The sequence below is a fragment of the Stenotrophomonas sp. Ker107b genome (assembly GCF_053847245.1).
Genome location: NZ_JBSPHX010000001.1, coordinates 221592 through 244802 on the forward strand (window position 1 = coordinate 221592; position 23211 = coordinate 244802).

General features: G+C 66.7%; 18 protein-coding genes. 9 read left to right on the plus strand and 9 right to left on the minus strand.

Annotated features, from left to right (window positions below; translation table 11 throughout):
* Nucleotides 1-147: 147 nt before the first annotated feature.
* Together ACWV8V_RS01210 and ACWV8V_RS01215 are read left to right on the plus strand one after the other, a co-directional pair.
* Nucleotides 148-615, plus strand: a complete 468-nt coding sequence (locus ACWV8V_RS01210; RefSeq protein ID WP_123728596.1) for an SET domain-containing protein — start codon at nucleotides 148-150, stop codon at nucleotides 613-615.
* 121 nt (nucleotides 616-736) lie between these two features.
* A complete protein-coding gene (locus ACWV8V_RS01215; RefSeq protein WP_346468557.1) occupies nucleotides 737-1279 on the plus strand; it encodes a type 1 glutamine amidotransferase domain-containing protein in 543 nt (180 codons plus the stop codon).
* Between the two features lie 46 nt (nucleotides 1280-1325).
* Here ACWV8V_RS01215 and ACWV8V_RS01220 read toward each other — a convergent pair whose 3' ends face one another.
* The 4 genes from ACWV8V_RS01220 to ACWV8V_RS01235 form a co-directional block, all read right to left on the minus strand.
* Nucleotides 1326-1922, minus strand: a complete 597-nt coding sequence (locus ACWV8V_RS01220) for a DUF1439 domain-containing protein (RefSeq protein WP_455898727.1) — start codon at nucleotides 1920-1922, stop codon at nucleotides 1326-1328.
* A 103-nt stretch (nucleotides 1923-2025) separates the two neighbouring features.
* Nucleotides 2026-2565 (minus strand): hypothetical protein, encoded by a 540-nt coding sequence (locus tag ACWV8V_RS01225; RefSeq protein WP_455898728.1) that lies wholly within the window; start codon nucleotides 2563-2565, stop codon nucleotides 2026-2028.
* Between the two features lie 52 nt (nucleotides 2566-2617).
* Nucleotides 2618-2929 carry a DUF3861 domain-containing protein gene (locus tag ACWV8V_RS01230; RefSeq protein ID WP_259261292.1) on the minus strand — a complete coding sequence of 104 codons (312 nt, stop codon included), beginning with the start codon at nucleotides 2927-2929 and terminating at the stop codon, nucleotides 2618-2620.
* A gap of 259 nt (nucleotides 2930-3188) precedes the next feature.
* Entirely contained in the window at nucleotides 3189-3587 is a 399-nt protein-coding gene (locus ACWV8V_RS01235) for an HU family DNA-binding protein (RefSeq protein WP_019185677.1), read from the minus strand.
* A gap of 365 nt (nucleotides 3588-3952) precedes the next feature.
* Here ACWV8V_RS01235 and ACWV8V_RS01240 point away from each other — a divergent pair, with 365 nt between their 5' ends.
* Both ACWV8V_RS01240 and ACWV8V_RS01245 read left to right on the plus strand, forming a co-directional pair.
* Nucleotides 3953-4387: an OsmC family protein gene (locus ACWV8V_RS01240; protein ID WP_123728599.1), complete on the plus strand. Its 435-nt coding sequence runs from the start codon at nucleotides 3953-3955 to the stop codon at nucleotides 4385-4387.
* 85 nt (nucleotides 4388-4472) lie between these two features.
* The gene (locus ACWV8V_RS01245; protein WP_455898729.1) at nucleotides 4473-6146 is read left to right on the plus strand and encodes an amidohydrolase; all 1674 of its coding nucleotides are present in this window, start codon (nucleotides 4473-4475) and stop codon (nucleotides 6144-6146) included.
* A 19-nt stretch (nucleotides 6147-6165) separates the two neighbouring features.
* Here the strand turns inward: ACWV8V_RS01245 and ACWV8V_RS01250 are convergent, their stop codons facing one another.
* Nucleotides 6166-7041, minus strand: a complete 876-nt coding sequence (locus ACWV8V_RS01250) for a PhzF family phenazine biosynthesis protein (RefSeq protein WP_455898730.1) — start codon at nucleotides 7039-7041, stop codon at nucleotides 6166-6168.
* Nucleotides 7042-7191: 150 nt separating this feature from the next.
* Between ACWV8V_RS01250 and ACWV8V_RS01255 the strand changes: the two genes are divergently transcribed.
* Genes ACWV8V_RS01255 through murD form a run of 3 tightly spaced genes read left to right on the plus strand, consistent with a single transcriptional unit; the run spans nucleotide 7192 to nucleotide 12571 of the window.
* The gene (locus tag ACWV8V_RS01255; RefSeq protein ID WP_346468561.1) at nucleotides 7192-9795 is read left to right on the plus strand and encodes a bifunctional aspartate kinase/diaminopimelate decarboxylase; all 2604 of its coding nucleotides are present in this window, start codon (nucleotides 7192-7194) and stop codon (nucleotides 9793-9795) included.
* Between the two features lie 33 nt (nucleotides 9796-9828).
* Complete coding sequence (gene murL, locus ACWV8V_RS01260; protein ID WP_455898731.1) at nucleotides 9829-11181, plus strand: UDP-N-acetyl-alpha-D-muramoyl-L-alanyl-L-glutamate epimerase; 1353 nt, start codon at nucleotides 9829-9831, stop codon at nucleotides 11179-11181.
* The gene (murD, locus tag ACWV8V_RS01265) at nucleotides 11162-12571 is read left to right on the plus strand and encodes a UDP-N-acetylmuramoyl-L-alanine--D-glutamate ligase (protein WP_455898732.1); all 1410 of its coding nucleotides are present in this window, start codon (nucleotides 11162-11164) and stop codon (nucleotides 12569-12571) included. The genes murL and murD overlap by 20 nt, the downstream gene beginning before the upstream one ends.
* A 62-nt stretch (nucleotides 12572-12633) precedes the next feature.
* Here the strand turns inward: murD and ACWV8V_RS01270 are convergent, their stop codons facing one another.
* Entirely contained in the window at nucleotides 12634-13230 is a 597-nt protein-coding gene (locus ACWV8V_RS01270) for an SMI1/KNR4 family protein (RefSeq protein WP_455898733.1), read from the minus strand.
* A 182-nt stretch (nucleotides 13231-13412) separates the two neighbouring features.
* Between ACWV8V_RS01270 and ACWV8V_RS01275 the strand changes: the two genes are divergently transcribed.
* Nucleotides 13413-14213 (plus strand): dienelactone hydrolase family protein, encoded by an 801-nt coding sequence (locus ACWV8V_RS01275; RefSeq protein WP_455898734.1) that lies wholly within the window; start codon nucleotides 13413-13415, stop codon nucleotides 14211-14213.
* A gap of 29 nt (nucleotides 14214-14242) precedes the next feature.
* Here the strand turns inward: ACWV8V_RS01275 and ACWV8V_RS01280 are convergent, their stop codons facing one another.
* A complete protein-coding gene (locus tag ACWV8V_RS01280; protein WP_123728607.1) occupies nucleotides 14243-15241 on the minus strand; it encodes a polyprenyl synthetase family protein in 999 nt (332 codons plus the stop codon).
* 304 nt (nucleotides 15242-15545) lie between these two features.
* On the opposite strand from ACWV8V_RS01280, the gene ACWV8V_RS01285 reads away from it, so the two are divergent.
* The gene (locus ACWV8V_RS01285; protein ID WP_455898735.1) at nucleotides 15546-17159 is read left to right on the plus strand and encodes an alpha-glucosidase family protein; all 1614 of its coding nucleotides are present in this window, start codon (nucleotides 15546-15548) and stop codon (nucleotides 17157-17159) included.
* An 870-nt stretch (nucleotides 17160-18029) separates the two neighbouring features.
* On the opposite strand, the gene ACWV8V_RS01290 is transcribed toward ACWV8V_RS01285, so the two are convergent.
* Together ACWV8V_RS01290 and ACWV8V_RS01295 are read right to left on the minus strand one after the other, a co-directional pair.
* Nucleotides 18030-20789, minus strand: coding sequence for a TonB-dependent receptor (locus ACWV8V_RS01290; RefSeq protein WP_455898736.1), 2760 nt, complete (start codon nucleotides 20787-20789; stop codon nucleotides 18030-18032).
* A gap of 195 nt (nucleotides 20790-20984) precedes the next feature.
* Nucleotides 20985-23051, minus strand: a complete 2067-nt coding sequence (locus ACWV8V_RS01295) for a glycoside hydrolase family 97 protein (protein WP_455898737.1) — start codon at nucleotides 23049-23051, stop codon at nucleotides 20985-20987.
* Nucleotides 23052-23211: the final 160 nt, after the last annotated feature.

Here is a 23211-nt window from a genome sequence, read left to right on the forward strand (position 1 = left end):
CTGAAATTGTACGCTTTTCTCCGGCGGCATCCAACCCGCCCGTTCAGGCGCCCGCAGGGCGGCCTTGGGCGCGTAGTGAACCGCATCGCTTTGGCAATCACAAAGATTAAGCGAGAATCGGGGCTTCCCACCGCAACGGTCAGCCAGATGCCCAAGAAGATCCAGGCCCGCAAGTCCACCATCCATGGCAATGGCGTGTTCGCGCTGGCGCCGATCAAGAAGGGCGAGCGGGTCATCCAGTACAAGGGTCTGCTGCGCAGCCACGCCGACGTGGACGCCGACGACACCGGGGATGTGGAGAGCGGTCATACCTTCCTGTTCACCCTCAACGACGACTACGTCATCGATGCGAACTACAAGGGCAACGACGCGCGCTGGCTCAACCACAGCTGCGATCCGAACTGCGAAGCGGTGATCGAGGAAGCCGAGGGTGACAACCGCCGCGAGGACAAGGTGTTCATCGAGTCGATCAAGGATATCAAGCCGGGCGACGAGCTGACCTACAACTACGGCATTACCCTGGCCGAGCGTCACACCGCGCGCCTGAAGAAGATCTGGGAATGCCGCTGCGGCTCGAAGAAGTGCACCGGCACCATGCTGCAGCCCAAGCGCTGATCCCTCCGCTCGCCACCGACCCCCGGTCGGTGGCTGCGCCGACACGCTGTGCACATCGTGGTCACCGTCGCCCAATGCGCCCGTGGCCAGACTGATCGCTCCCACTTACTGGAGCCGATCCATGGCACATGCACTCAACGGCAAGCACATCGCGATTCTCGCCACCGATGGTTTTGAACAGTCCGAGCTGCAGGAACCCAAGCGTCTGCTGGAATCCTGGGGCGCCTCGGTCAAGGTGATCGCGCCGGGGGATGCCAGCCAGATCCGTGGCTGGAAAGACAAGGACTGGGGCGAAAACGTGAAGGTCGATGCCCCGCTCAAGGGCGCGAAGGCCGACGACTACGACGCGCTGGTGCTGCCCGGTGGCGTGATCAATCCCGACAAACTGCGCATCGACACCGATGCGATTGCGTTGATCAAGGCATTTGGCGCGGCAGGCAAGCCGGTCGCGGCGATCTGCCACGGCCCGTGGCTGCTGGTCGAGTCTGGCCTGGCTAAAGGCCGCAAGGTCACCTCGTGGCCGTCGCTGAAAACCGATCTGGGCAATGCAGGCGCCGAGTGGACCGACGCCGAGGTGGTGGTCGATGGTGGCCTGATCACCAGCCGCAAACCGGGTGACATTCCGGCGTTCGCCGATGCAGTCGCCAAGGCGTTGGCGGGGTAATGCTGCGGGCAGCGATCCGATCAACGCACCCACCAACGGTGGGTGCTTACCGGCCCAGCAGCCCTGCCGGGACCAGCTCGCCAAGGTCCTGATTGAAGGTGACCACCAGCTTGCCGTTTTCGACCTGCGCCGATTGGACCTGCAGCGTGCCCAGCACCGCGGCGACCGTCGGGTCGATCTTGTAGATCGGCTCGCGCCGCGCGTAGTCGACCAGCCAGGCATTGAGCAGGCCGCGGGTACGCGAGTCGAGCTTGCCGCCGTTGTTGGCCGGCGTGAAATCATCCACCGTCGGCTCCTGCAGATGGAAGCCCTGGGTCTGCGCGTCATAGCGCAGGCCGCTGCTCAGCTTGACCTTGCCCAGCGGCGCCGGGGTGCCGCCCGCAGTCGCCATGGCGACATCGAAACCGAGATCCAGGCGATTGCCCTGTGGCAGGGTGAGCTTGGGGTGGCTCATGGTCATTGCGATGAGACCACCCAGTGCATCCTGCGTGCGCGGGAAGCTGCCATCGAGATACTGCTGCACGTCGGTCGCACCGACCGACAACTGGTGGCCGGACACACTCGGTGCGGCCTGCGCGCCCACGGCGGCGGCAAGCAATACGGTGCAGGCGGCGAGGCGGGACAACAGCGGGCGAACGTTCATGACGGCAGGCCGTGGGGGAATGAGAGCCCAACAATAGCGCGCGCGGCTGAATCCAGCTTTGACGTGTCATCGTCAGCACTGAGCGTGGGGGCGGTCGGCGGGATCAGTTCATCACCGGCTGGATCGACGCACCGTGGATTTCCCAGCCACTGCCATCCACGCGTGGCTGCAGCCGATACCAGCCTTCGAAGCGCAGTGTGCCGGTGTCCGTACTGACCCGGATCTGGACCGGGACTTCGCGCAGCCTGGAGGGCTGGGCGGTGTCCCGGGCGATCGGCGCGCCGGTCTTGATGCGCAGCCCGCGGAAGTCCGGCAATGCCCGCAGCGCGGCGTCATCTGGTCGGCCGCCCGGGCTGCCGCCGGTCCACAGTGCATCGGCGGTGGCCAGGTCGCCCTGCGCCACTGCAGTGACATAGCGGTGGACCACCATCGGCTCATCGGGTGCGTCGGTCGCCACCGCGCTGAGCGAAGCAGGTGCGGGTGTGGAGGGGGCCGGCGTCAGCGCAGTGTCATCGCCAGACGCCGGTGCTGCGTCCGCCACGGTGCTTTCGGGAGGCGCGGACGGATCGGATGCGGGCGGGTGCTGCTGGCAGGAGCACCCGTGCAGGATCAGCAACGGCAGTAACAGGACGGCGCGGCGCATGCAGGACTCTCCCCGGAGAGCGCCGAGTGTAACGCCGCGCCGGACGCGGGGCTCAGGGCGCGCCCTGGATCGACTCCAGCGCGGCCAGTACCTCGTCCAGCTGCGGTTGCAGCACGGTGAGCGGATGGCTGGGCGCATCGGCGTGGCGCTGGGCGAGATCGCGCAGCAGCTGCGTCGCGACGATCGCAGCGGCACGCTCATCGCCGCTCAGCCCGGTGTTGCGCCGGGCGATTTCCAGCAGGCGCATCCAGTCCTGCTGCGCGCGGTGTTCCAGTTCGATGGTGCAGCGCCCACTGCACTGCAGGCCGTCCTTTTCGATCGGGGTGACGGTGATGCGGTAACGCTGGGAAGAAGAGCTGGCCATGGCTGCCTTCGCGGTGGGGGACAGGGCCACCATAGGCCGCGTCCCGCGTGCGGACGACAGGTGCCGTCGCACGCAGTGTTCCACCCGATGCGTTCCGGTCGGTTCTGCTATGGCCCAGATCGCGGCAGGACAAGCATCTGCGCGCGAAGTACGCGCCGCAGGCGTCTTTGGCAACGCTGTGTTTCGCTGCGTGCGCCGAGCCCAACAAAAACGGGACGGCATAGGCCGTCCCGTCCGGGTGCTGCAGGAAGCGCGCAGATTAGAGCGCGGCGTCCTTGAGCTTCTTGAGCGGACGCACCTTCAGCTTGGTGGACGCCGGCTTGGCGGCGAACCACTGCTCTTCCTTGGTGAACGGGTTGATGCCCTTGCGCTTCGGCTTGGCCGGCACGCTGACGGTGGAGATCTTCAGCAGGCCCGGCAGGGTGAAGCTGCCTGCGCCCTTCTTGTGCACCGAAGCGGCGACGGCGCCTTCCAGCGAGGCGAGCACGGCGCGCACGTCCTTGGCGACAACGCCGGACGCTTCAACGATGTGTGCAACCAGACCAGACTTGCTCAGCACTTCCTTGATCGGCTTGGGAGCGGCCGGCTTCGCGGCTGCCTTCGTAGCGACTTTCTTTACTGCCTTCTTCGGGGCAGCCTTCTTAGCGGTCTTTGCCATGGTTTCCTGTTCCGTGAACGGTTGGTTGTTTGGTCGCGCCGAACCCCGTCGGCAAGCGAAATGTAGGGCAACTATGGGGCGCCGCCAATAGGCAAACGCATAAATATTCGTGATTTCCACGCCCTTCGTTACCGCAGTGCATCAGGTCATAGCCAAAAAACAGGGTCCGCCCTCGCGGCGGAGGCCATCGGTCATGGACCGTCGCACCCCGACTGTCGCACGAAAACCGCTTGAAAACAGCATCGGTCTTGAGGGCCGATTCAGCTGGGGTCGACACCTGCCGATCACCTGACAGCGATCAGACATGGCACTAACGCGCCACGGTCTAGGCTGGTCAGGTCATTCACGCCGCAGGAGATCTCACGATGGGTATTTCACGCCACGCCACCGCGCATTGGGAAGGTGACCTCAAGACAGGCAAGGGACAATTGAGCACGCCGCAGAGCGGCTTGATGGACAAAACCCGCTATGCCTTCAGCAGCCGCTTCGGCGACGAGAAGGGCACCAACCCGGAGGAACTGATCGCCGCCGCCCATGCCGGCTGCTTCACGATGGCGTTGTCAGCCAAGCTCACCGAAGCCGGTTTCGTGCCGACCTCGCTGGATACCGAAGCCAAGGTCGACCTCTCGATGGAGGGTGGCCCCCAGCTGTCGCAGATCACGTTGAAGGTGAAGGCCGTAGTGCCGAACATCGAGGCCACCCAGTTCCGTGCCATCGCCGATGACGCCAAGCAGAACTGCCCGGTGTCCAAGGCGCTCAGTGCGGTACCGATCAGCCTTGAGGCCGAGCTGGCCGGCTGATCCGCGCCCGCGATTGGTGCACAGCAGATTGTGATGGGAAAGCGGCGGCCGCATAGTCGCCGCTTTCCTGTTGTGGGGTATCTGCATGCGTCCGACCGCTCTTGCCACCCTGATGGCCTGCCTGCTGGCCGGCACCGCGCAGGCCGATGTGCGTCTGCTGACCGCCGCGACCATCCACACTGGCCATCCCGAGGCACCGGCGGCCACGGCGTTGGCCTGGGATACCGACACCGGGCGCGTGCTCGCCGTCGGTGATCGGCAGGCACTCCTGGCGCTGTATCCACTGGCGGCGCTGACCGACGTTGGCGAGGCCACCGTGATCCCGGGGCTGATCGATGCGCATGCACACCTGATGTTCCTCGGTGGCACGCTGATGCAGGCCGACCTGACCGGCGCGACCAGCCGCCAGGACATCGTTGCGCGTCTGCAGCGCTTTGCGGCCGACAACCCCGACGGCTGGCTGCTGGGCAGCGGCTGGGACCAGAACCGGTGGCCGGACAAACAGTTCCCGACCCTGGCCGACCTCGACGCGGCATTCCCGGATCGACCGGTCTGGCTGGGTCGCATTGATGGTCATGCCGGCTGGGGCAACAGCGCGGCACTGCGCGCGGTCGCACGTCAGCCTGGCCAACGCGCGTTGAGGGGCAATTGGCAGCCGGCCGGTGGGCGCATCGTGCGCGATGCCAAGGGGCAACCGAGCGGGGTGTTCGTCGATGAAGCGATGACCCTGGTGCAGGCGGCGATCCCGACGCCCAGCGATGCCACCCGCGAGCAGATGCTGACCCGCGCACTGGATAAGGCGGTCAGCCAAGGCCTGACCGGTGTGCACGACATGGGCGTATCGCGCGCCGATCTGGCCCTGATGCGCCGCTTCGCCGATGCCGGGCGGCTGCCACTGCGCATCGACGCCTATGCCGATGGCAACGGCGAGGCGCTGGCCGATCTGTGCGCAAACGGGGCCTACCAGCACGCCGGTGGCCGGCTGGAAATGCGCGGCGTCAAACTGTTCATGGATGGCGCGCTGGGCAGCCGAGGCGCCGCGCTGCTGGCCGACTACAGCGACGACCCGCACAACCGCGGCTTGCTGGTGACCTCGCCGGCCGATTTTGAAACGGCGGTGCGCAAAGCCGATACCTGTCATGTCCAGGTCGCCACCCATGCGATCGGCGATCGCGGCAACCGGATCGCGCTGGACACCTATGCCAGGGTGCTGGGCGAGCGCCGTGGCAGCGACCATCGCTGGCGGATCGAGCATGCGCAGGTGGTGGCGCTGGAGGACATTCCGCGCTTTGCCCAGCTCGGCGTGATCGCCTCGATGCAACCTACCCACGCCACCTCGGACATGGGCTGGGCGCAGGATCGGGTCGGTCCCGAGCGCATCCTTGGGGCCTATGCGTGGCGGCGGATGCTGGCCTCCGGTGCCCGGCTTGCGCTGGGTTCGGATTTCCCGGTGGAGCAGGTGGATCCGCGCCTGGGCCTGTATGCCGCCGTCACCCGCCAGGACCGTGCCGGCCAACCGCCGACGGGCTGGCAGCCCGATCAGCGCCTGACCGCAGCCGAAGCGCTGCGGGGTTTCACTGCCGACGCCGCGTGGGCAGGCCATGACGAGGCCCAGGTCGGCCGGTTGCAGCCCGGCCTGCGCGCGGATTTCGTGGTGCTCGACCGCGATCCACTCAGCGTCGCCCCCGCCGAACTGGCCGACCTTCAGGTGCGCTCGACCTGGGTCGATGGCGCACCGGTGTACGACGCGGCGCGTTGACGACGCGCCGCCGCGGGGATCACCAGTCCAGCGTGCCGCGGATGACGGTCTGCACCTGGCCGCCGGACCAGACATCGCCATGGTCATCGATGCGCAGGGTCAGGCGCGCATCGTGGCCCACTTCGCGGCCCTGGCTGACGACGTAGCCGTGCGCGGTGCCAGGGAGCGCATCGCGGCTGTCCAGCCAGGCAGCCAACACCGCATTGGCCGCACCGGAGGCGGCGTCTTCAAAGCGGCGACCGTTGCCGACGAACGCACGCACCGCCAGATCCCACGCCTGACCCTGGCTGCGTGCATAGGCGAATACCCCCATGCTGTCGGTGGCCTCGGCCAAGGTGGCCACGGCATCCCAATCGGGGGTGAGCGCGCGCAGGGCGGCCTCGTCAGCGAGTTCCACCACCCACCAGCTGCGGCCACCGGCCATGCGCGCCGGCGGCAGATTGCCCAGCGGCCAGCCCGCCAGCGCGGTCTGCAGGCGCGGGTCGGCGGCAGTGGTCACTTCGGCCACCGCGGCGCGCGGGGTACGGACCGCGATGGTGCGGGCGTCACCGGTGCCGTCCACGCGCAGCGGCAGGGCCCCGGCAATGCCGTCCTGGACCAGCACGCCCTCGACCGGCGCGGCCACGCCCAGTTCCAGCACGGCATGCGCGGTGCCCACGCTGGGGTGGCCGGCGAACGGCACTTCCTTCTGCGGGCTGAACATGCGGATGCCGTAGCTCGCGCCCGGGGCGGCAGGCGGGAACACGAAGGTGGTCTCCGGCAGCCGGGTCCAGCGGGCGATGGCCTGCATCGCCGTTTCGTCCAGGCCCTGTGCATCAAGCACGACGGCCAGCGGGTTGCCGGCGCCGGGGTAGGGCGAGAACACATCCAGCTGCAGGAAACGACGGGAGGTCATGGCGGGGCGCTCAACGAAAAACGGGCGGGCAGCTTACCAACCGGGGCCGTGTTCCGGGCCCGGCCCCTGCAACGGGCAGGCTTGGCATAGAATCGGGGGTTCGGCCCGGCGTGCCGGGCGATCCCCCTCACTACCCAAACCTCCACCTCCATGTCAGCTTCCCCCCTTGTCGATCGCTGGATCGTACTGAAGTTCGGCGGCACCTCCGTGTCGCGTCGTCACCGCTGGGACACCATCGGCAAACTGGCGAAAAAACGGGCGGAAGAAACGGGCTCGCGCGTGCTGGTGGTGGTATCGGCGCTGTCCGGGGTAACCAATGAACTCACCGCGATCGCCGATGGCGCCGCCGACAGCCGCGACCGTGTCGCCGCGCTGGTCGCGCGCCACCGCGAATTCCTGACCGAGCTGGAGCTGGATGCCACCGCGCTGGACGTGCGTCTGGACGCGCTGGCCGGGCTGCTGGACGATCCGCGTGCCGCCGCTCGGCCGCTGGAGTGGCAGGCCGAGGTGCTGGGCCAGGGCGAACTGCTGTCCTCGACCGTCGGTGCGGCCTACCTGCGCGCCAGTGGCCTGGATTTCGGCTGGATGGATGCACGCGAGTGGCTCGATGCACTGCCGCCGCAACCCAGTCAGAGCGAGTGGTCGCAGCGTCTGTCGGTGAACTGCCAGTGGCGTGCCGAGGCGGAGTGGGCGGCGCGTTTCCGCGCCCAGCCGACCCGCATGCTGATCACCCAGGGCTTCATCTCCCGCCATGCCGATGGTGGCACCGCCATCCTCGGTCGCGGCGGTTCGGATACCTCGGCGGCGTACTTCGGTGCGCTGCTCGGTGCCAGCCGCGTGGAGATCTGGACCGATGTGCCGGGCATGTTCAGCGCCAACCCGAAGGACGTGCCCGACGCGCGCCTGCTGACCCGCCTGGACTATTACGAGGCGCAGGAAATCGCGACGACCGGCGCCAAGGTGCTGCACCCGCGTTCGATCAAGCCGTGTCGCGATGCCGGCGTGCCGATGGCGATCCTGGATACCGAGCGCCCCGAGCTGCCGGGCACCAGCATCGATGGCAATGCCGCAGCGGTGCCGGGCGTAAAGGCGATCAGCCGCCGCAACGGCATCGTGCTGGTCTCGATGGAAGGCATCGGCATGTGGCAGCAGGTCGGCTTCCTGGCCGACGTGTTCGGGCTGTTCAAGAAGCATGGCCTCTCCGTGGACCTGATCGGTTCGGCTGAAACCAACGTGACCGTCTCGCTGGACCCGTCCGAAAACCTGGTCAGCACCGATGTGCTGGCTGCACTGTCGGCCGACCTGTCGCAGATCTGCAAGGTCAAGATCATCGTGCCGTGCGCGGCGATCACCCTGGTCGGCCGCGGCATGCGCTCGATGCTGCACAAGCTCTCGGACGTGTGGGCCACCTTCGGCCGCGAACGTGTGCACATGATTTCGCAGTCCTCCAATGACTTGAACCTGACCTTCGTCATCGACGAAGCGGACGCGGACGGCCTGCTGCCGATCCTGCACGCCGAGCTGATCGACAGCGGCGCGATGCCGGTGGAAGAGGGCGAAGTGTTCGGCCCGCGCTGGCGCGAAATCGCCGGCACCATCCGCCCGCGCGAAACCGCCTGGTGGCGGGGCCAGCGCGAGCACCTGCTGACGCTCGCCCAGGCCGGGACGCCGCGCTATGTCTACAACCTGCCGACGGTGCGGGCGCGCGCGCGCGCGCTGAACGCGATCAAGGCGATCGACCAGCGCTACTACGCGATCAAGGCCAACTCGCACCCGGCCATCCTGGAGGTGCTGGAGCAGGAAGGCTTCGGCCTGGAGTGCGTGTCGCACGGCGAGCTCAAGCACGTGTTCAACACGCTGCCGACGCTGTCGCCCAAGCGCGTGCTGTTCACCCCCAGCTTCGCGCCGCATGCTGAGTACGATGCCGCGTTCGCGCTGGGCGTGACCGTTACCCTGGACAACGTGGAAGCGCTGCAGCGCTGGCCGGAACTGTTCAGCAACCGCGAGCTGTGGCTGCGCGTGGATCTGGGCCGTGGCGAAGGCCACCATGCCAAGGTCCGCACCGGCGGCAAGGACTCCAAGTTCGGCCTGCCGATCGCCCGCGTGGATGAGTTCGTCCGCATTGCCGGCGAGCTGGGCACCCGCGTGGTCGGCCTGCATGCGCACCTGGGCAGCGGCGTGGAAACCGCTCAGCACTGGCGCCTGATGTGCGATGAACTGGCCGGGTTCGCCCGCCGCATCGGCAGCATCGAGACCATCGATATCGGCGGTGGCCTGCCGATCCCGTACAGCGCCGACGACGAGCCGTTCGATCTGGAGGCCTGGGCGATCGGCCTGGCCGAAGTGAAGGCCGTGCACCCGGCGTTCCGGCTGGCGATCGAACCGGGTCGCTACCTGGTGGCCGAGTCCGGCGTGCTGCTGGCGCGGGCCACCCAGGTGGTGGAGAAGGACGGCATCCGCCGGGTTGGTCTGGATGCGGGCATGAACACGCTGATGCGCCCGGCGCTGTACGACGCCTGGCATGACATCGAGAACCTCAGCCGGCTGAGTGGTTACTCCGAAGCGATGTTCGATGTGGTCGGCCCGATCTGCGAATCCAGCGATGTGTTCGGCAAGCGCCGCCGCCTGCCGGCCTCGACCGCGCCGGACGATGTGATGCTGATCGCCGATGCCGGCGCGTATGGCTACGTCATGGCCAACACCTACAACCAGCGCGAGCTGCCGCGCGAGGACGTCATCGATGATGGCCCGTGACCGCTGCCTGCCGCCTTTCAAACCGGATACACCATGACTGCTTTTGATAAACACCAGGTTGCCGTTTTCCGCTTCGTCCGCTGCGACTTCGCCGCGGACACCGGCGTGGCGCAGCTGGTCTACGCCTTCGATGACGGCCCGGAGCTGATCGAGACGGTGACCATCCCGGGCGCGCCGTTCGTGCTCGAGGGTGACCGCGCCGAGGCAGTGCAGCGCGCCCTGCGCCTGCTGCACCTGATGGCCGGCGTGAGCTACTACAAGGCCGGCGTGCCCGAGCAGGTGCGCATCGACAGCTACACCATCGATTCGGCCACCGCGGCGCTGGTCGAGACGGTGTACCTCAACGGCTTGGGCGAATTCGCCTACCGCAATGGCCTGAACCTGCGTGGCCGCTTCCGCCTGCCGGTCGAGGGCGAGGCCTTCGCCGCACCGGCGCTGGGCCTGCGCGAACACGCGCTGGTCGCCATCGGCGGCGGCAAGGATTCGCTGGTCAGCATCGAAGCGCTGCGCAGCCTGGGCATCGAAGAGACGGTTACCTGGATCGGCGGTTCGCAGCTGATCCGTGCCTGCGCCGAGCGTACCGGCCTGCCGATCCTCAACATCGGCCGCACGCTGGCCCCGGAGCTGTTCGAGCTCAACCGCCAGGGCGCCTGGAACGGCCATATCCCGGTCACCGCGGTGAACTCGGCGATCCTGGTGCTGGCCGCGCTGCTGCAGGGCGTGGACCAGGTGGTGTTCTCCAACGAACGCTCGGCCAGCTATGGCAGCCAGATTCCGGGCACCGGCGAGGTCAATCACCAGTGGTCGAAGGGCTGGGCGTTCGAGCAGGCCTTCGGCGAGCACCTGGAACGGCACGTCGCGGCGGACCTGCATTACTACTCGCTGCTGCGCCCGCTCTCGGAGCTGGCGGTGGCGCGTCAGTTTGCCAAGAGTGACTTCTACGACGCGCATTTCTCCAGCTGCAACCGCAACTTCCACATCCTGGGCGAGCGCCCGGTGAACCGCTGGTGCGGCGTCTGCCCGAAGTGCCACTTCGTGTTCCTGGCGCTGGCCCCGTTCATGCCAAAGATGCGGCTGGTCGGCATTTTCGGCCGCAACCTGCTCGACGATATCGAGCAGGCCCCGGGCTTCGATGCGCTGCTGGAATTCCAGGACCACAAGCCGTTCGAGTGCGTGGGCGAAGGCCGCGAATCCCGCGCTGCGATGGCGACCCTGGCCGCGCGCCCGGAATGGAATGAAGACGCGCTGGTGAAGCGCTTCGTCCACGAGATCCGCCCGCAGCTGGACGCCACGGAACTGCAGATCGAACCGCTGCTGGCACTGGAAGGCGAACACCGCATTCCGCCGGCGATCTGGGAGCGTCTGCGTGCGAATTTCGCAGCTTGAAGGCAGGCGCGTTGCGTTGTGGGGCTGGGGACGTGAGGGGCGCGCGGCGTTCCGCGTCCTGCAGCAGCGGCTGCCGTCGCTGCCGCTGACCCTGTTCTGCCCGGAGGCCGAGGCCGCCGCTGCCCGTGAGGAAACCCGGGGTGCGCTGACGGTTCGTTCGGATGTCACCGGCGCGGCGCTGGCCGCGTTCGAGGTGGTGATCAAATCACCGGGTATCAGTCCGTATGGCGAGGCGGCCCTGCACGCCTCCGCCCAGGGCACGCAGTTCATCGGCGGCACCTCGCTGTGGTTTGCCGAGCAGGCGGCTGCCGACGGCATCGTGCACGACACCGTGTGCGTGACCGGCACCAAGGGCAAGAGCACCACCACGGCGCTGCTGGCGCATCTGCTGCGCGCCTCGGGCGCACGCACCGGGCTGATCGGCAACATCGGCCTGCCGCTGCTGGAAGTGCTGGCCCCGCAGCCGGCGCCGCACTACTGGGTAGTGGAACTGTCCAGCTACCAGACCGGCGAAGTCGCGCGCAGTGGCGCGCACCCGCAGGTCGCCATCGTGCTGAACCTGTTCCCCGAGCACCTGGATTGGCACGGCAGCGAAGCGCGCTACATCGACGACAAGCTGCAGCTGGTCACCGGGGCCGCGCCGCGGATCGCGGTGCTCAATGCGGCCGACCCGCACCTGGCAGGGGTGACGCTGCCGGAGAGCGAGATCATCTGGTTCAACCAGCCGTTGGGCTGGCATATGCGCGGCGACGTCGTGCATCGCGGCGAGCAGGCCGTGTTCGATACTTCACACACGCCGCTGCCCGGCCGACACAACCGCGGCAACCTGTGCGCGGTGCTGGCGGCGATCGAGGCGCTGGGCCTGGACGCGGTGGCACTGGCCCCGGCGGTGCAGGATTTCCGCCCGCTCCCCAACCGCCTGCAGACCATCGGTACGCGCGAGGGGATCACCTTCGTCAACGATTCGATCAGCACCACGCCGCACGCAAGTCTGGCGGCGCTGGAGTGCTTCGCCGGTCGTCGCATCGCGCTGCTGGTGGGCGGGCATGATCGTGGCCTGGACTGGCACGACTTCGTCGCGCACATGGCGCACGACGTGCCGCCGGTGGAGATCGTCACGATGGGCGCCAACGGCCCGCGCATCCACGCGCTGCTGCAGCCGCTGGCCGATGCAGGCCGTTTCGGTCTGCATGCCGCCGCCGATCTGCCCGAGGCCATGCGGCTGGTGCAGGCCGCGCTCGGCGGGCAGGGCGGGGTGGTGCTGCTCTCGCCGGGGGCGCCGAGCTATGGCGTGTACCGCGACTACGTCGCCCGTGGCCGCCACTTCGCCGAACTGGCCGGCTTTGATCCGGATGCGATCACGGCGATCCCGGGCATCGGGATCGCCTGATCTGTCGATGTAGCGCCACGCGGGGTACTTCATTCACCTTGGTTACGCCGGTGATGCAGGCATCAGGCTTCTTCCTCATCGATGAACGCGTAATCCCCATCGATGAGCTGCTGGAGGTACGCATCGAAACCCGGTGCGATCACGGCATAGCTGTCCGGGTCGTGCAGGTAGCGCACCACCTGGCCGACCGTGCCACCGGGTGCGGGATCGAAATCCAGATACAGCATCGAGGTGCCGCCATTGTTCATGCAGTGCGAGAAGCACAGGCGCTTGCCCATCGGCAGGTCCGCATCGATGCCGTCGCCGAGGATCTCGGGGTCTTCCTCCAGCCATTCCTCGTAGATCGAGCGGATGCTGTCATCCCACTGCGCGCTGTCCTCGAATATCTGGCCCACCGAACGCAGGTAGTAGGGGTAATGCCCCTCCTCGACATCCGAGCCCAGCATCAGCACCACCGCCTCGCCACCCGGGTAGGTGCGGAAATGCGTGCCATCGACCCGCCCCAGCAGCGCCACCAGGCTCTCGGGCACCTGCGGCCAGCGCTCGCGCAGGCGCGCCAGATCGGCCGCGCTGGCCCCTTCGACCCAGGCCCACATCCGCGCATCGTCGTCGGGCAGGCGCGGCACCAGGCCGGAAAGGAAACGATCGACAAGGCTCATGCGGGGTTCCATGCACAGGGGCCGGCCAGCCTGCCATAACAGGGACGGAGGTAGTTAATTCAGATGAGGTCGGGCGCGGCCGGCCTGTCAGATCACGGGGTCGCACGTCGCGCCGGCGCGTCTACACGGTCCCGTCAGCCGGCCGTCATACACTCAGGGCTCTTTCTGTCGGGAGCAGACGCATGAACAAGCAATGGCGGTGGGGTGCGGCGGTGCTGTTGGGCATGACGGCGCTGCCCGCGCTGGCGGCGATGCAGGCCAAGCCGGTGGAGTGGACCCAGGATGGCACCACCTTCAGCGGGGTGCTGGTCTACGACGACAGTGACAACGACAAACGCCCGGGCCTGGTGATGGTGCCCAACTGGAAGGGCGTCAACGATTCGGCCATCGCCAAGGCAAAGCAGCTGGCCGGCGATGACTATGTGGTGCTGGTGGCCGACGTGTACGGTAAGGACGTGCGCCCGAAGACCGATGCCGAGGCGGGTCCGGTGGCGACCAAGCTGCGCAATGACCGTCCGGTGCTGCGGGCGCGTGCGCTCAAGGCGATCGACGTGTTGAAGGCCCAGGCCGGCAAGGCACCGCTGGATGCCAGCCGGATCGGCGCGGTCGGGTTCTGCTTCGGCGGCACCACGGTGCTGGAGATGGCCCGCGCCGGTGCGCCGCTGGCCGGTGTTGTCAGTCTGCACGGCGGGCTGGGCTCGCCGCTGCCGGCCAAGGCCGGTGGGACCCATCCCTCCGTACTGGTGCTCAATGGCGCCGACGACAAGAGCGTGAGCAAGGACGACATCGCCAGCTTCGAGCAGGAAATGAACGCCGCCAAGGTCGACTGGGAGTTCACCAACTACAGCGGCGCGGTGCACTGCTTTGCCGAGTCGGATGCGAACAGTCCGCCGGGGTGCCAGTACAACGAACGCGCGGCCAAGCGCGCGTGGAAGGCGCTGGACGAGTTCTTCGAGGAGCGGTTCGAGACGACACGCCGGTAGGTGCCGACCGTTGGTCGGCACGCCTCCGGTCAATGCGAGCGCTGTACCGCGTAACGGGCCAGCCCGCGAAGAGCGGCCACGGCATCGTTGTCGGCCAGGCCGTCGAGCGCACGCTCGGCGGCATCGGCGTATTCCTCGGCACGGGCGCGGCTGTATTCCAGCCCGCCGGTAGCGTGGATGGCCGCCAGCACCTCGGGCATCGCCTCGGCGTCACCGTTCTGCACGATCTCGCGCAGGCGCTCGCGGGTGGTGGCATCGGAGTGCGCCATCGCGTGGATCAGCGGCAGGGTGGCCTTGCCCTCGGCAAGGTCGTCGCCCAGGTTCTTGCCCAGCTCCTCGGCATTGGCCGAGTAGTCCAGCACGTCATCGGCGATCTGGAAGGCGTAGCCCAGGTTCATGCCGTAGTCGTACAGCGCCTGCTGGGTGGCTTCGTCCACGCCGCTGGCCAGCGCGCCCAGACGGGTTCCAGCCGCGAACAGCACCGCGGTCTTGCGCTCGATCACGCGCAGATAGGCCGCTTCGTCGGTATCCGGGTTGTGGACATGCAGCAGCTGCAGCACCTCACCCTCGGCGATCCGGTTGGTGGTATCGGCGAGGATCCGCATGACCGGCATGCGGTCCAGTTCGACCATCAGCTGGAAGCTGCGCGAGTACAGGAAATCGCCCACCAGTACGCTTGGGGCGTTGCCCCACAGCGCATTGGCGGTGCTGCGGCCGCGGCGCAGGCTGGATTCGTCCACCACGTCGTCATGCAGCAGGGTCGAGGTGTGGATGAACTCGATGATTGCCGCCAGCTGGTGGTGTTCCGGGCCGGCCTGGCCGACCGCGTGGCCGGCCAGCATCACCAGCATCGGGCGCAGGCGCTTGCCGCCGGCCGAGATGATGTGGTCGGCGATCTGGTTGATCAGCACGACATCCGAGGACAGTCGGCGACGAATCAGCGCATCGACGGCGTCCATGTCGGGCGCGGCGAGCGTCTGGATCTGGGGCAGGCCCAGCGCGGGGCGGGTGTCTTCGGTGATGGTCATGCGGTCTGACTTTCAGGCTTGGGCGGAATTATAGGCGGTGCGGTCGTATTCCGCCCGCGAAGACGCACTGGTGGTCCGGTCAAGGCGCGGGGCAGGGCGCCGGATCGTGCCGACCTTGGCCGCCGGCGCCCGGGGCCCTGCTGGGCGAAGCGCCGCCTGACCGGGTGCCCGTAACGCCCCGCGCACCGCGATCCGGCGTGAATACGTATGCATGCGACCCCACCGCTGGAGGCGCCCCGCTAAGCTTGTCGGGTTCGTTTCTGGCCCCCTCGCGGGTGCCGTGGAAGCCCGAAGGGGGGCCCCAATGTCGCAGTCTCCATGGTGGCGCGGTGCCGTCATCTATCAGATCTACCCGCGCAGTTTCCTGGACGCCAACGGCGATGGCGTGGGCGACCTGCCCGGCATCATCGAGCGCCTGGACTATGTCGCCGCGCTCGGCGTCGACGCGATCTGGGTGTCGCCGTTCTTCAAATCACCGATGGCCGACTTCGGCTATGACATCGCCGACCACCGCGACGTCGACCCGTTGTTCGGCACACTCGCCGATTTCGACCAGTTGCTGGCCAAGGCGCATGCGCTGGGCCTGAAGGTGATGATCGACCAGGTGTTCAGCCATACCTCGATCGACCATGCCTGGTTCCAGGAGAGCCGGCAGGACCGCACCAATCCCAAGGCGGACTGGTACGTGTGGGCCGATCCACGCGAGGACGGCACCCCGCCCAACAACTGGATGTCGATCTTCGGGGGCGTGGCCTGGCAGTGGGAGCCGCGGCGTGAGCAGTATTTCCTGCACAACTTCCTGGCCGACCAGCCCGACTTGAACTTCCATAACCCGGAAGTGCAGCAGGCCACGTTGGACTACGTGCGGTTCTGGCTCGACCGTGGCGTGGATGGGTTCCGCCTGGATTCCATCAACTTCTGTTTCCACGATGCACTGCTGCGCGACAACCCGGCCAAGCCGCTGGAAAAGCGCCTCGGCCGTGGCTTCAGCGCGGACAATCCGTACGCCTACCAGTACCACTACTACAACAACACGCAGCCGGAGAACATCGGCTTCATCGAGCAACTACGCGTGCTGCTGGACGCGTACCCGGGCTCGGTCAGCCTGGGCGAGATCTCCGCGGAAGATTCGCTGGCGACCACGGCCGAGTACACGGCGCCGGGCCGCCTGCACATGGGCTACAGCTTCGAGCTGCTGGTGAAGGACTTCAGCGCCGGTTACATCCGCGACACCGTATCGCGGCTGGAGGCCACCATGACCGAAGGCTGGCCGTGCTGGGCGATCTCCAACCACGATGTGGAGCGGGCGGTGACGCGCTGGGGTGGCCATCCGGCGCAACCGCGCCTGGCGCGGATGCTGGTGGCGATGCTGTGCTCGCTTCGCGGTTCGATCTGTCTGTACCAGGGCGAGGAACTGGGGCTGGGCGAGGCGGACGTGCCGTTCGAGGCGCTGCAGGATCCTTACGGCATTACGTTCTGGCCGAACTTCAAGGGCCGCGACGGGTGCCGTACGCCGATGCCGTGGCTGGATGCACCGAAGGCGGGCTTCACGACGGGTGAGCCGTGGTTGCCGATTCCGGCGGAGCATCAGGCCGCGTCGGTGGCGACGCAGGTTCATGATCCGCAGTCGGTGTTGACTGCGTTCCGTCAGTTCCTGGCGTGGCGGCGGACGATGCCGACGCTGTTGGTGGGGGACATCCGTTTTCTTGCGTGCGCCGAGCCGGTGTTGATGTTCGAGCGGGTGCACGGGGAGGAGACGTTGCTGTTGGCGTTCAATCTTTCGGCTGAGAGTGTCCGAGTTGCGCTGCCGGTGGGGGAGTGGCAGGCGGTACATGTGCCGGGTCCGGACGTGGGCGAGGTTGTTGGTAATGAGCTGGTGTTGCCGGCGCAGTCGATGTATTGCGCGCGACGCGGCTGATCGGTTTTCCGGTGGTATTGAGAGGGCGGGGCCGGGTGCCTCGCCCTTTTTTTGTCTTGCGTTCGTGCGTTGGGGTACAGCCACAGCCACAGCCACAGCCACAGCCACAGCCACAGCAATCGGGGCTGTAAATGTGCTGGTCTGGGCGGGCAGGGGTGGGTCAGCGGGACCCGCTGCAAGTACGTCCATGTAAGCTCGTATGCCGCCATCCATGGCGGCCTACGGTCCCGCCAACCCACCCCTGCCCACCCTTTGACAATGTGCCGGTGCGCAAGGGAAAAGCGATGACGGGCAGGCACGTCATGGCACCCGCGAGGCTGATGTTGACCGGAATCCGAAAGGCTTGAGCTGTCGCGCTGGTCTCAGGCTTTGAAGCAGTTGAAGCAGTTGAAGCATGCGCAATGGTCGTATCGGCCAGCGCGGTCGAGATGACCGGGCTGATCGGTGTGATCGGAACGCTCCGGGCAGTCAATGCTATCGGCGCGTTCGACGTAGTCGGCACGGCGAAAAATGTCCGCGCAGTCGAACTGCTCGAGCTGCTAGTCACCGTAGACCTCGTTCGATACTCCTTTGCGTTGCGTTGCGTTGCGTTGCGTTTCTTTGCATTGCATTGCATTGCACTCCCACGGCCGCCAACCCACTGTCGAAGGGCGGGGGTGTGTGGGTTGGCGGGACCGTTGTGCCGCATGGATGCGGCTCACGAGCCCCCAAGGATGGGTTTACGGCGCGTCCCGCGAACCCACACACCCCCGACCAGCCCACGGACAGCCGGCGCTGACGCTCTTCAGAGTCAGAGAGAAGCCAACAAAAAACCCGCTGCACAAGCAGCGGGTTCTCGATTTCGCCACTAAGTGGCTGACAAGAGCAACATCAGAACTTGTAGTTCACGCCCAGCATGTACGTGCGGCCCCACTCCACGTACTCCAACGGACGATCCGTCGTGCCAGCGTAAGTGCGATACGGCTCGTTGGTCAGATTGCTTCCCTGCAGCAATAGCGTCAGCCCATGCAGACTGCTGCTGTCGGCGAACGTATAACTGACCTGCGCATCCGTCACGTTCTCACCGACTACATAACGCAGCGTCCGGTTGCCGTTGAAATTGCCGATTTCACCGATGAAATCCGAACGACGGCGCTGGCTCACGCGGGCCTCGAACCCACTGCGCTCGTAGTACGCCGTGAAGTTGTACACGCGCTCGGACAGGCCCGGCAGGCTGATCGGATCGCTGCCCACGCTGGACGCGCTTTCCGGATCCAGGATCTTGATGTCACTGTCATTGAACGTCGCACTGGCCTGCACGCCGAAACCACGCAAGCTCTCCGTCAGCATCTCCAGCGGGAACGAGGCGGTCAGCTCCAGGCCCTTCAGCTTGCCACCCTGCCCATTCTGCGGGGCCGAGAAGGTACCGGTCGGCAGGACCGGGACGATCATGCCCGGCGGCGGTACGTAGCTGGCCAGCAGGTCGCTGAAGTCGTAATCATCGCGCGACTGCGTGTAGACGTAGGACTTCAGGTCCTTGAAGAATACCGCCGCAGCCACGTAGGCCTTTTCGCCGAAGTACTTTTCGTAGGACAGATCGATCGCATTGGCGCGCCACGGATCCAGCAGCGGGTTGCCGCCGCTGCCGCCGGGCTTGCCGGTGGCGGTGTCCACGCCGAACTCCAGGCCGGCGCGCATCTGATCCACGCGCGGGCGTGCCACCTGCTTGGCCACGGCGAAGCGCAGCGTCTGCTGGTGCGGGAACATGAAGGCCAGGTTCAAGCTCGGCAGCCAATCGGTGTAGGTCTTGCCGTCATCGATCGGCAGGATGTTCTGGCCATCGGGACGCGAGCGGTCGAAGTAGTTGGACTGCGAGCTCTGGTCGGTGCGTACCATCTGCACGCCGATATTGCCACGCAGGCCGACTTCGCCCAGATCGGTGTTGATGTTGGCGCGGATCCAGGCGGTGCTGGTCTTTTCCTGCACCGTCCAGGCCTTGGGAATCAGGTAGTCCAGGTTGGTGACCGGGTTGAAGACCATGTAGCGGTCCACCGCAGCCGGGACGTTCCAGGCCGGGATGTAGCCGATACCGGCGAAGCCCAGGTTGACCGGTGCGTACTGCAGGTCACCGGCGATGTTGGCATCGCCCTGGTCGCCGAGCAGGATGTTGCCCTCGGCCTGGGTCTTGTCCTTGCGGCGGTCGGCGTAGTTCACGCCCACGTCCACATCGGAGAACCACGGCAGCGAATCGGGCATCGCGAAGGTGGCCTGCAGGCGGGCACCCTTCAGGCGGTCTTCGACCATCGGCACCTTGCCGTAGCCGGAGCCGTAGATGGTGTTGGTCAGGAACAGCGCGTCCGGGTTGGAATAGTCCAGGCCCGGGCTGATCTGCGAGAACCCGTCCGGCTTGACCGCCACCCCGACCGAATCCAGCTGCGGCATCGGCGTGAGCTGCAGGTTGTTCTCCAGGTTCAGTTCGTTGCGCGTGGCCTTGGAGTAGTTCACATCGGCGACGACCTTGACGCGTTCGAAGTTGAACTCGTTGTTCCAGCCGAACGCGTCGATCTTGTCCTTGCGCTTGTTGTACATGCCGCGCACCAGCGGATACACGCCGGTCGCCACGCCGCCGGCGAAGGTGCCATCGGCGTTGATCTGCGGGTTGGTGATCAGCAGGCCCGGGGTATAGCCGCCGTTGTAGTTGCTGAGGTTGACCTCGAACTGGTTGGCAGTATCGATCTGCTCGGCTTCGGTGTGGAACGCATCGAGGGTGCTGGTCCACACGTTCGACGGGCGGAACTGCACGGTGGCCATCACGCCGTCACGCTCGTTGTTGCCGGTGCGGCGCAGCGCCTTGATGCCATCGGAAAACACCGTGCCCGGGGCCAGGCCGGGGCGATTGCCCTGGTCGGTCTGCTCGGTGGTCCACGGCTCGTACAGGCCCACCTGGTTTTCCTGGATCGGCATGTCGCTGTGCGCGTAGCCGATCGAGATGCCCAGGGTGTTGTCGAGGAACTGGTCGATGTAGCTGGCGCTGAAACGATTGCCGTACGGATCGACGTTGGCGGCCTCGCCCAGCGAGCTCTTCTGGTAGCGGCCGCTGATGGCGATCACGCGCTCGGCGAAGCTCAGCGGGCGCACGGTCTGCATGTCGATGGTGCCCGACAGGCCCTGCCCGACCAGCGCCGCATCCGGCGTCTTGTAGACGGTCACGCCGTTGACCAGTTCCGAGGGGTACTGATCGAACTCGACGCTGCGGTTGTCACCGGTGCTGACCACTTCGCGCCCGTTGAGCAGGGTGGTGGCGAAGTCCGGCGACAGACCGCGCACGCTGATCACCTGGGCACGCCCGGCCACGCGCTGGGCGGCCAGACCGGGCAGGCGGCCCAGCGATTCGGCGATGCTCACGTCCGGCAGCTTGCCGATGTCCTCGGCCGAGATCGCTTCGACCACCGAGGTGGCGTCCTGCTTGATCGCGATCGCGTTCTCGATGCCCCGGCGGATGCCCGTGACCTGGACGGTGTCCAGATTGGTTGCCGCGGTGCCGGTCGGTGTGGTGGTGGTACTGGGGTCGGCGGTCTGCGCCGACGCCATCAACGGCGTCAGGGCGACGGCCAGCGCGAGACTCAGCGCGCTGCGCTTGCGGTTCAACATTTTCCCCTCCCAGGCAATGTTGCCAATCGATTTTTTGGTTGCCCGGAGGACCCGGGAGCGTCATGGCGCGGTGGCCGTTGACTGCGTGGCTATGGTAGGCAGCGCATCGGCTGCGGGAATCACCCTGCATACGTATTCAATGACGTTTGCAGCATTGGAAGCGATTACAGGTGCGTTATCGCGTTCGCGGGACACTTACAACGGGGTAAAGCGGATCGCCTGGCCGCCACCCGGTGCCAGGTTTAGCACCCACGCATCGGCGCTGGTGACCTCGCGGGTTTCGCGCACGAAGGCGAAGGGATTGCTGCGGAAATCGGCGCCGTCGCCATCGCGGTAGATCTCCGCGCGGTAGCGCACACCCGGCTCCAGGAAGCCCAGCGAAACGGGCAGCACGCGGCCGTGTTCGTCGGTGATGCTGCCCAGGAACCAGTCGCGGCTGTGGCGGTCCTTGCGCACGATGGTCACGTAGTCGCCCACCTCGCCGTTGAGCACGCGGGTGTCATCCCAGTCCACCGCGACGTCTTCGATGAAACGGAACGCCTCACGGTGCTGCTCATAGTGCTCGGGCAGGTCGGCGGCCATCTGGATCGGGCTGTAGAGCGTCACGTACAGCGCGAGCTGGCGAGCCAGCGTGCTGGGGATCGCCTGACCGCCGCGGCCCTTCAGGCTCAGGATGCCGGGCGTGTAATCCATCGGCCCGGACAGCATCCGGGTGAACACCAGGTTGACCTCGTGCTCGGGCGGATTCGGTGGCTGGCCCCAGGCGTTGTACTCCATGCCACGCGCGCCTTCCCGGGTAATCCAGTTTGGATAGGTGCGGCGCAGGCCGGTGTCCTTGATAGGCTCGTGCGGATTCACCGCGATATGCCGCTTGGCTGCTTCCTGCACCACCTTGAGGTGATGGCGGGCCATGAACTGGCCGTCGTGCCACTCGCGCCACAGCGGGCCACCGGCCGGGTTGCGACGGTCGACCTGGCCGTCGTCGCAGACGTAGCCGCTCTTGAACGAATCCACGCCCAGCCGCGCATACAGATCCAGCGCCGCGCCGAGCTGATCTTCGTAGTGTTCGATCGCGCAGCCGGTTTCATGGTGGCCGATCAGGTGCACGCCCTTCTTCGCGCCGTAAGCCGACAGTGCCTCGATATCGAAGTCCGCGGTGGGCCGGGTGAAATCGAAGGCGTAGCCATTGCCGACCCAGTCACCGTTCCAGCCCGGATTCCAGCCTTCCACCAGCACGCCGCGGAAACCATGCCGGGCGGCGAAGTCGATCACGCGCTTGGTCTTGGCCGTGGTCGCAGCGTGCCGTGGGCCGGTCGCCCAGCTCTCCTCATCCAGATGCATCGACCACCACACGCCCAGGTACTTGGAGGGCTTCACCCAGCTCACGTCGCCCAGCACGTTGGGCTCGTTGAGGTTGAGGATCAGGCTGGACTCAACCAGTCCGCCGGCGGTGTCGCTGATCTGCAGTGTGCGCCACGGTGTATCGAAGGGCAGGCTGCGCCGCACCTTCCAGCCCTCGGCCGAGGGCGACAGCTGCGCGCGCAGGTGCTGGCCCTCGGTGCGGCGCAGCCACATGCCGGCGTAGTCCACCAGCGCGGCTTCGTGGATGGCGACATGCAGGCCATCGCGGCTGCGCAGCGTCATCGGCGTATGTGCCAGTGGCACCTGGTCCAGCGGCGTGCGCTGGTAGAGATACTCGTAGTGAATCGGCTCACCGGCCGGAATCCACCAGGCGGTGGAGGTCGGTGCGATCGCGAACTCGGTCAGCTCATCGTCGATGATCGCCTCGCGCATGCCCGGCTGCTCAGGGAAGTGGTAGCGGAAGCCCAGGCCGTCGTCATAGACCCGGAACACCACATCGATGCGACGCTTGGCGCCACCGCGTTCGGCCAGCTGCACGACCACTTCGTTGAAGTGATTGCGGGTCAGCCGGCGCTCGCCCCAAGGCTGTTCCCAGGTTTCATCGACGCTGCGCGACTGCTGGCCAAGCACGGCAAGATCCCGGTCCAGGCGGCCATCGCGCAGCTGGAAGCCGAGCTTGGAGGTGTCCACCACGGCCTCGCCGAAACGTTCAACCCGGTAGCTGGGGGTGCCGCCATCCAGTTGCAGTGACACGCGCAATACCTTGCCGGGCGACTCGACACGGGCGACGGTGACCGGTTCCGCCGAGACGGTGGCGCTGAATGCGCAGAGGATCCAGCCCAGCAGGGGCAGGCGACGACGTGCGAAAGGCCCGTCTGTTGGATGCGACAGTGACGGCATTTCCCCTCCCAAGGCGGCCGAAAACACCCCCGGACTATAGCGATGGCGTCACGATTGCCGACCGCCCTGGCCATGAATACGTATGCAGCTCGATGCAGGCTGCGGCGTGCCGTCTACCATGGGCCCAAGGCACCCTGGGAGGGGGGCCGCGAGCGCATTG

Coding starts and splice junctions, on each gene's coding strand:
- ACWV8V_RS01255 (WP_346468561.1), top strand. CDS start 7,192: ATGTCAGCTTCCCCCCTTGTCGATCGCTGGATCGTACTGAAGTTCGGC.
- ACWV8V_RS01295 (WP_455898737.1), bottom strand. CDS start 23,051: ATGCCGTCACTGTCGCATCCAACAGACGGGCCTTTCGCACGTCGTCGC.
- ACWV8V_RS01250 (WP_455898730.1), bottom strand. CDS start 7,041: ATGACCTCCCGTCGTTTCCTGCAGCTGGATGTGTTCTCGCCCTACCCC.
- murL (WP_455898731.1), top strand. CDS start 9,829: ATGACTGCTTTTGATAAACACCAGGTTGCCGTTTTCCGCTTCGTCCGC.
- ACWV8V_RS01235 (WP_019185677.1), bottom strand. CDS start 3,587: ATGGCAAAGACCGCTAAGAAGGCTGCCCCGAAGAAGGCAGTAAAGAAA.
- ACWV8V_RS01280 (WP_123728607.1), bottom strand. CDS start 15,241: ATGACCATCACCGAAGACACCCGCCCCGCGCTGGGCCTGCCCCAGATC.
- ACWV8V_RS01230 (WP_259261292.1), bottom strand. CDS start 2,929: ATGGCCAGCTCTTCTTCCCAGCGTTACCGCATCACCGTCACCCCGATC.
- ACWV8V_RS01240 (WP_123728599.1), top strand. CDS start 3,953: ATGGGTATTTCACGCCACGCCACCGCGCATTGGGAAGGTGACCTCAAG.
- ACWV8V_RS01275 (WP_455898734.1), top strand. CDS start 13,413: ATGAACAAGCAATGGCGGTGGGGTGCGGCGGTGCTGTTGGGCATGACG.
- ACWV8V_RS01215 (WP_346468557.1), top strand. CDS start 737: ATGGCACATGCACTCAACGGCAAGCACATCGCGATTCTCGCCACCGAT.
- ACWV8V_RS01245 (WP_455898729.1), top strand. CDS start 4,473: ATGCGTCCGACCGCTCTTGCCACCCTGATGGCCTGCCTGCTGGCCGGC.
- ACWV8V_RS01220 (WP_455898727.1), bottom strand. CDS start 1,922: ATGAACGTTCGCCCGCTGTTGTCCCGCCTCGCCGCCTGCACCGTATTG.
- ACWV8V_RS01270 (WP_455898733.1), bottom strand. CDS start 13,230: ATGAGCCTTGTCGATCGTTTCCTTTCCGGCCTGGTGCCGCGCCTGCCC.
- ACWV8V_RS01285 (WP_455898735.1), top strand. CDS start 15,546: ATGTCGCAGTCTCCATGGTGGCGCGGTGCCGTCATCTATCAGATCTAC.
- ACWV8V_RS01290 (WP_455898736.1), bottom strand. CDS start 20,789: ATGTTGAACCGCAAGCGCAGCGCGCTGAGTCTCGCGCTGGCCGTCGCC.
- ACWV8V_RS01210 (WP_123728596.1), top strand. CDS start 148: ATGCCCAAGAAGATCCAGGCCCGCAAGTCCACCATCCATGGCAATGGC.
- ACWV8V_RS01225 (WP_455898728.1), bottom strand. CDS start 2,565: ATGCGCCGCGCCGTCCTGTTACTGCCGTTGCTGATCCTGCACGGGTGC.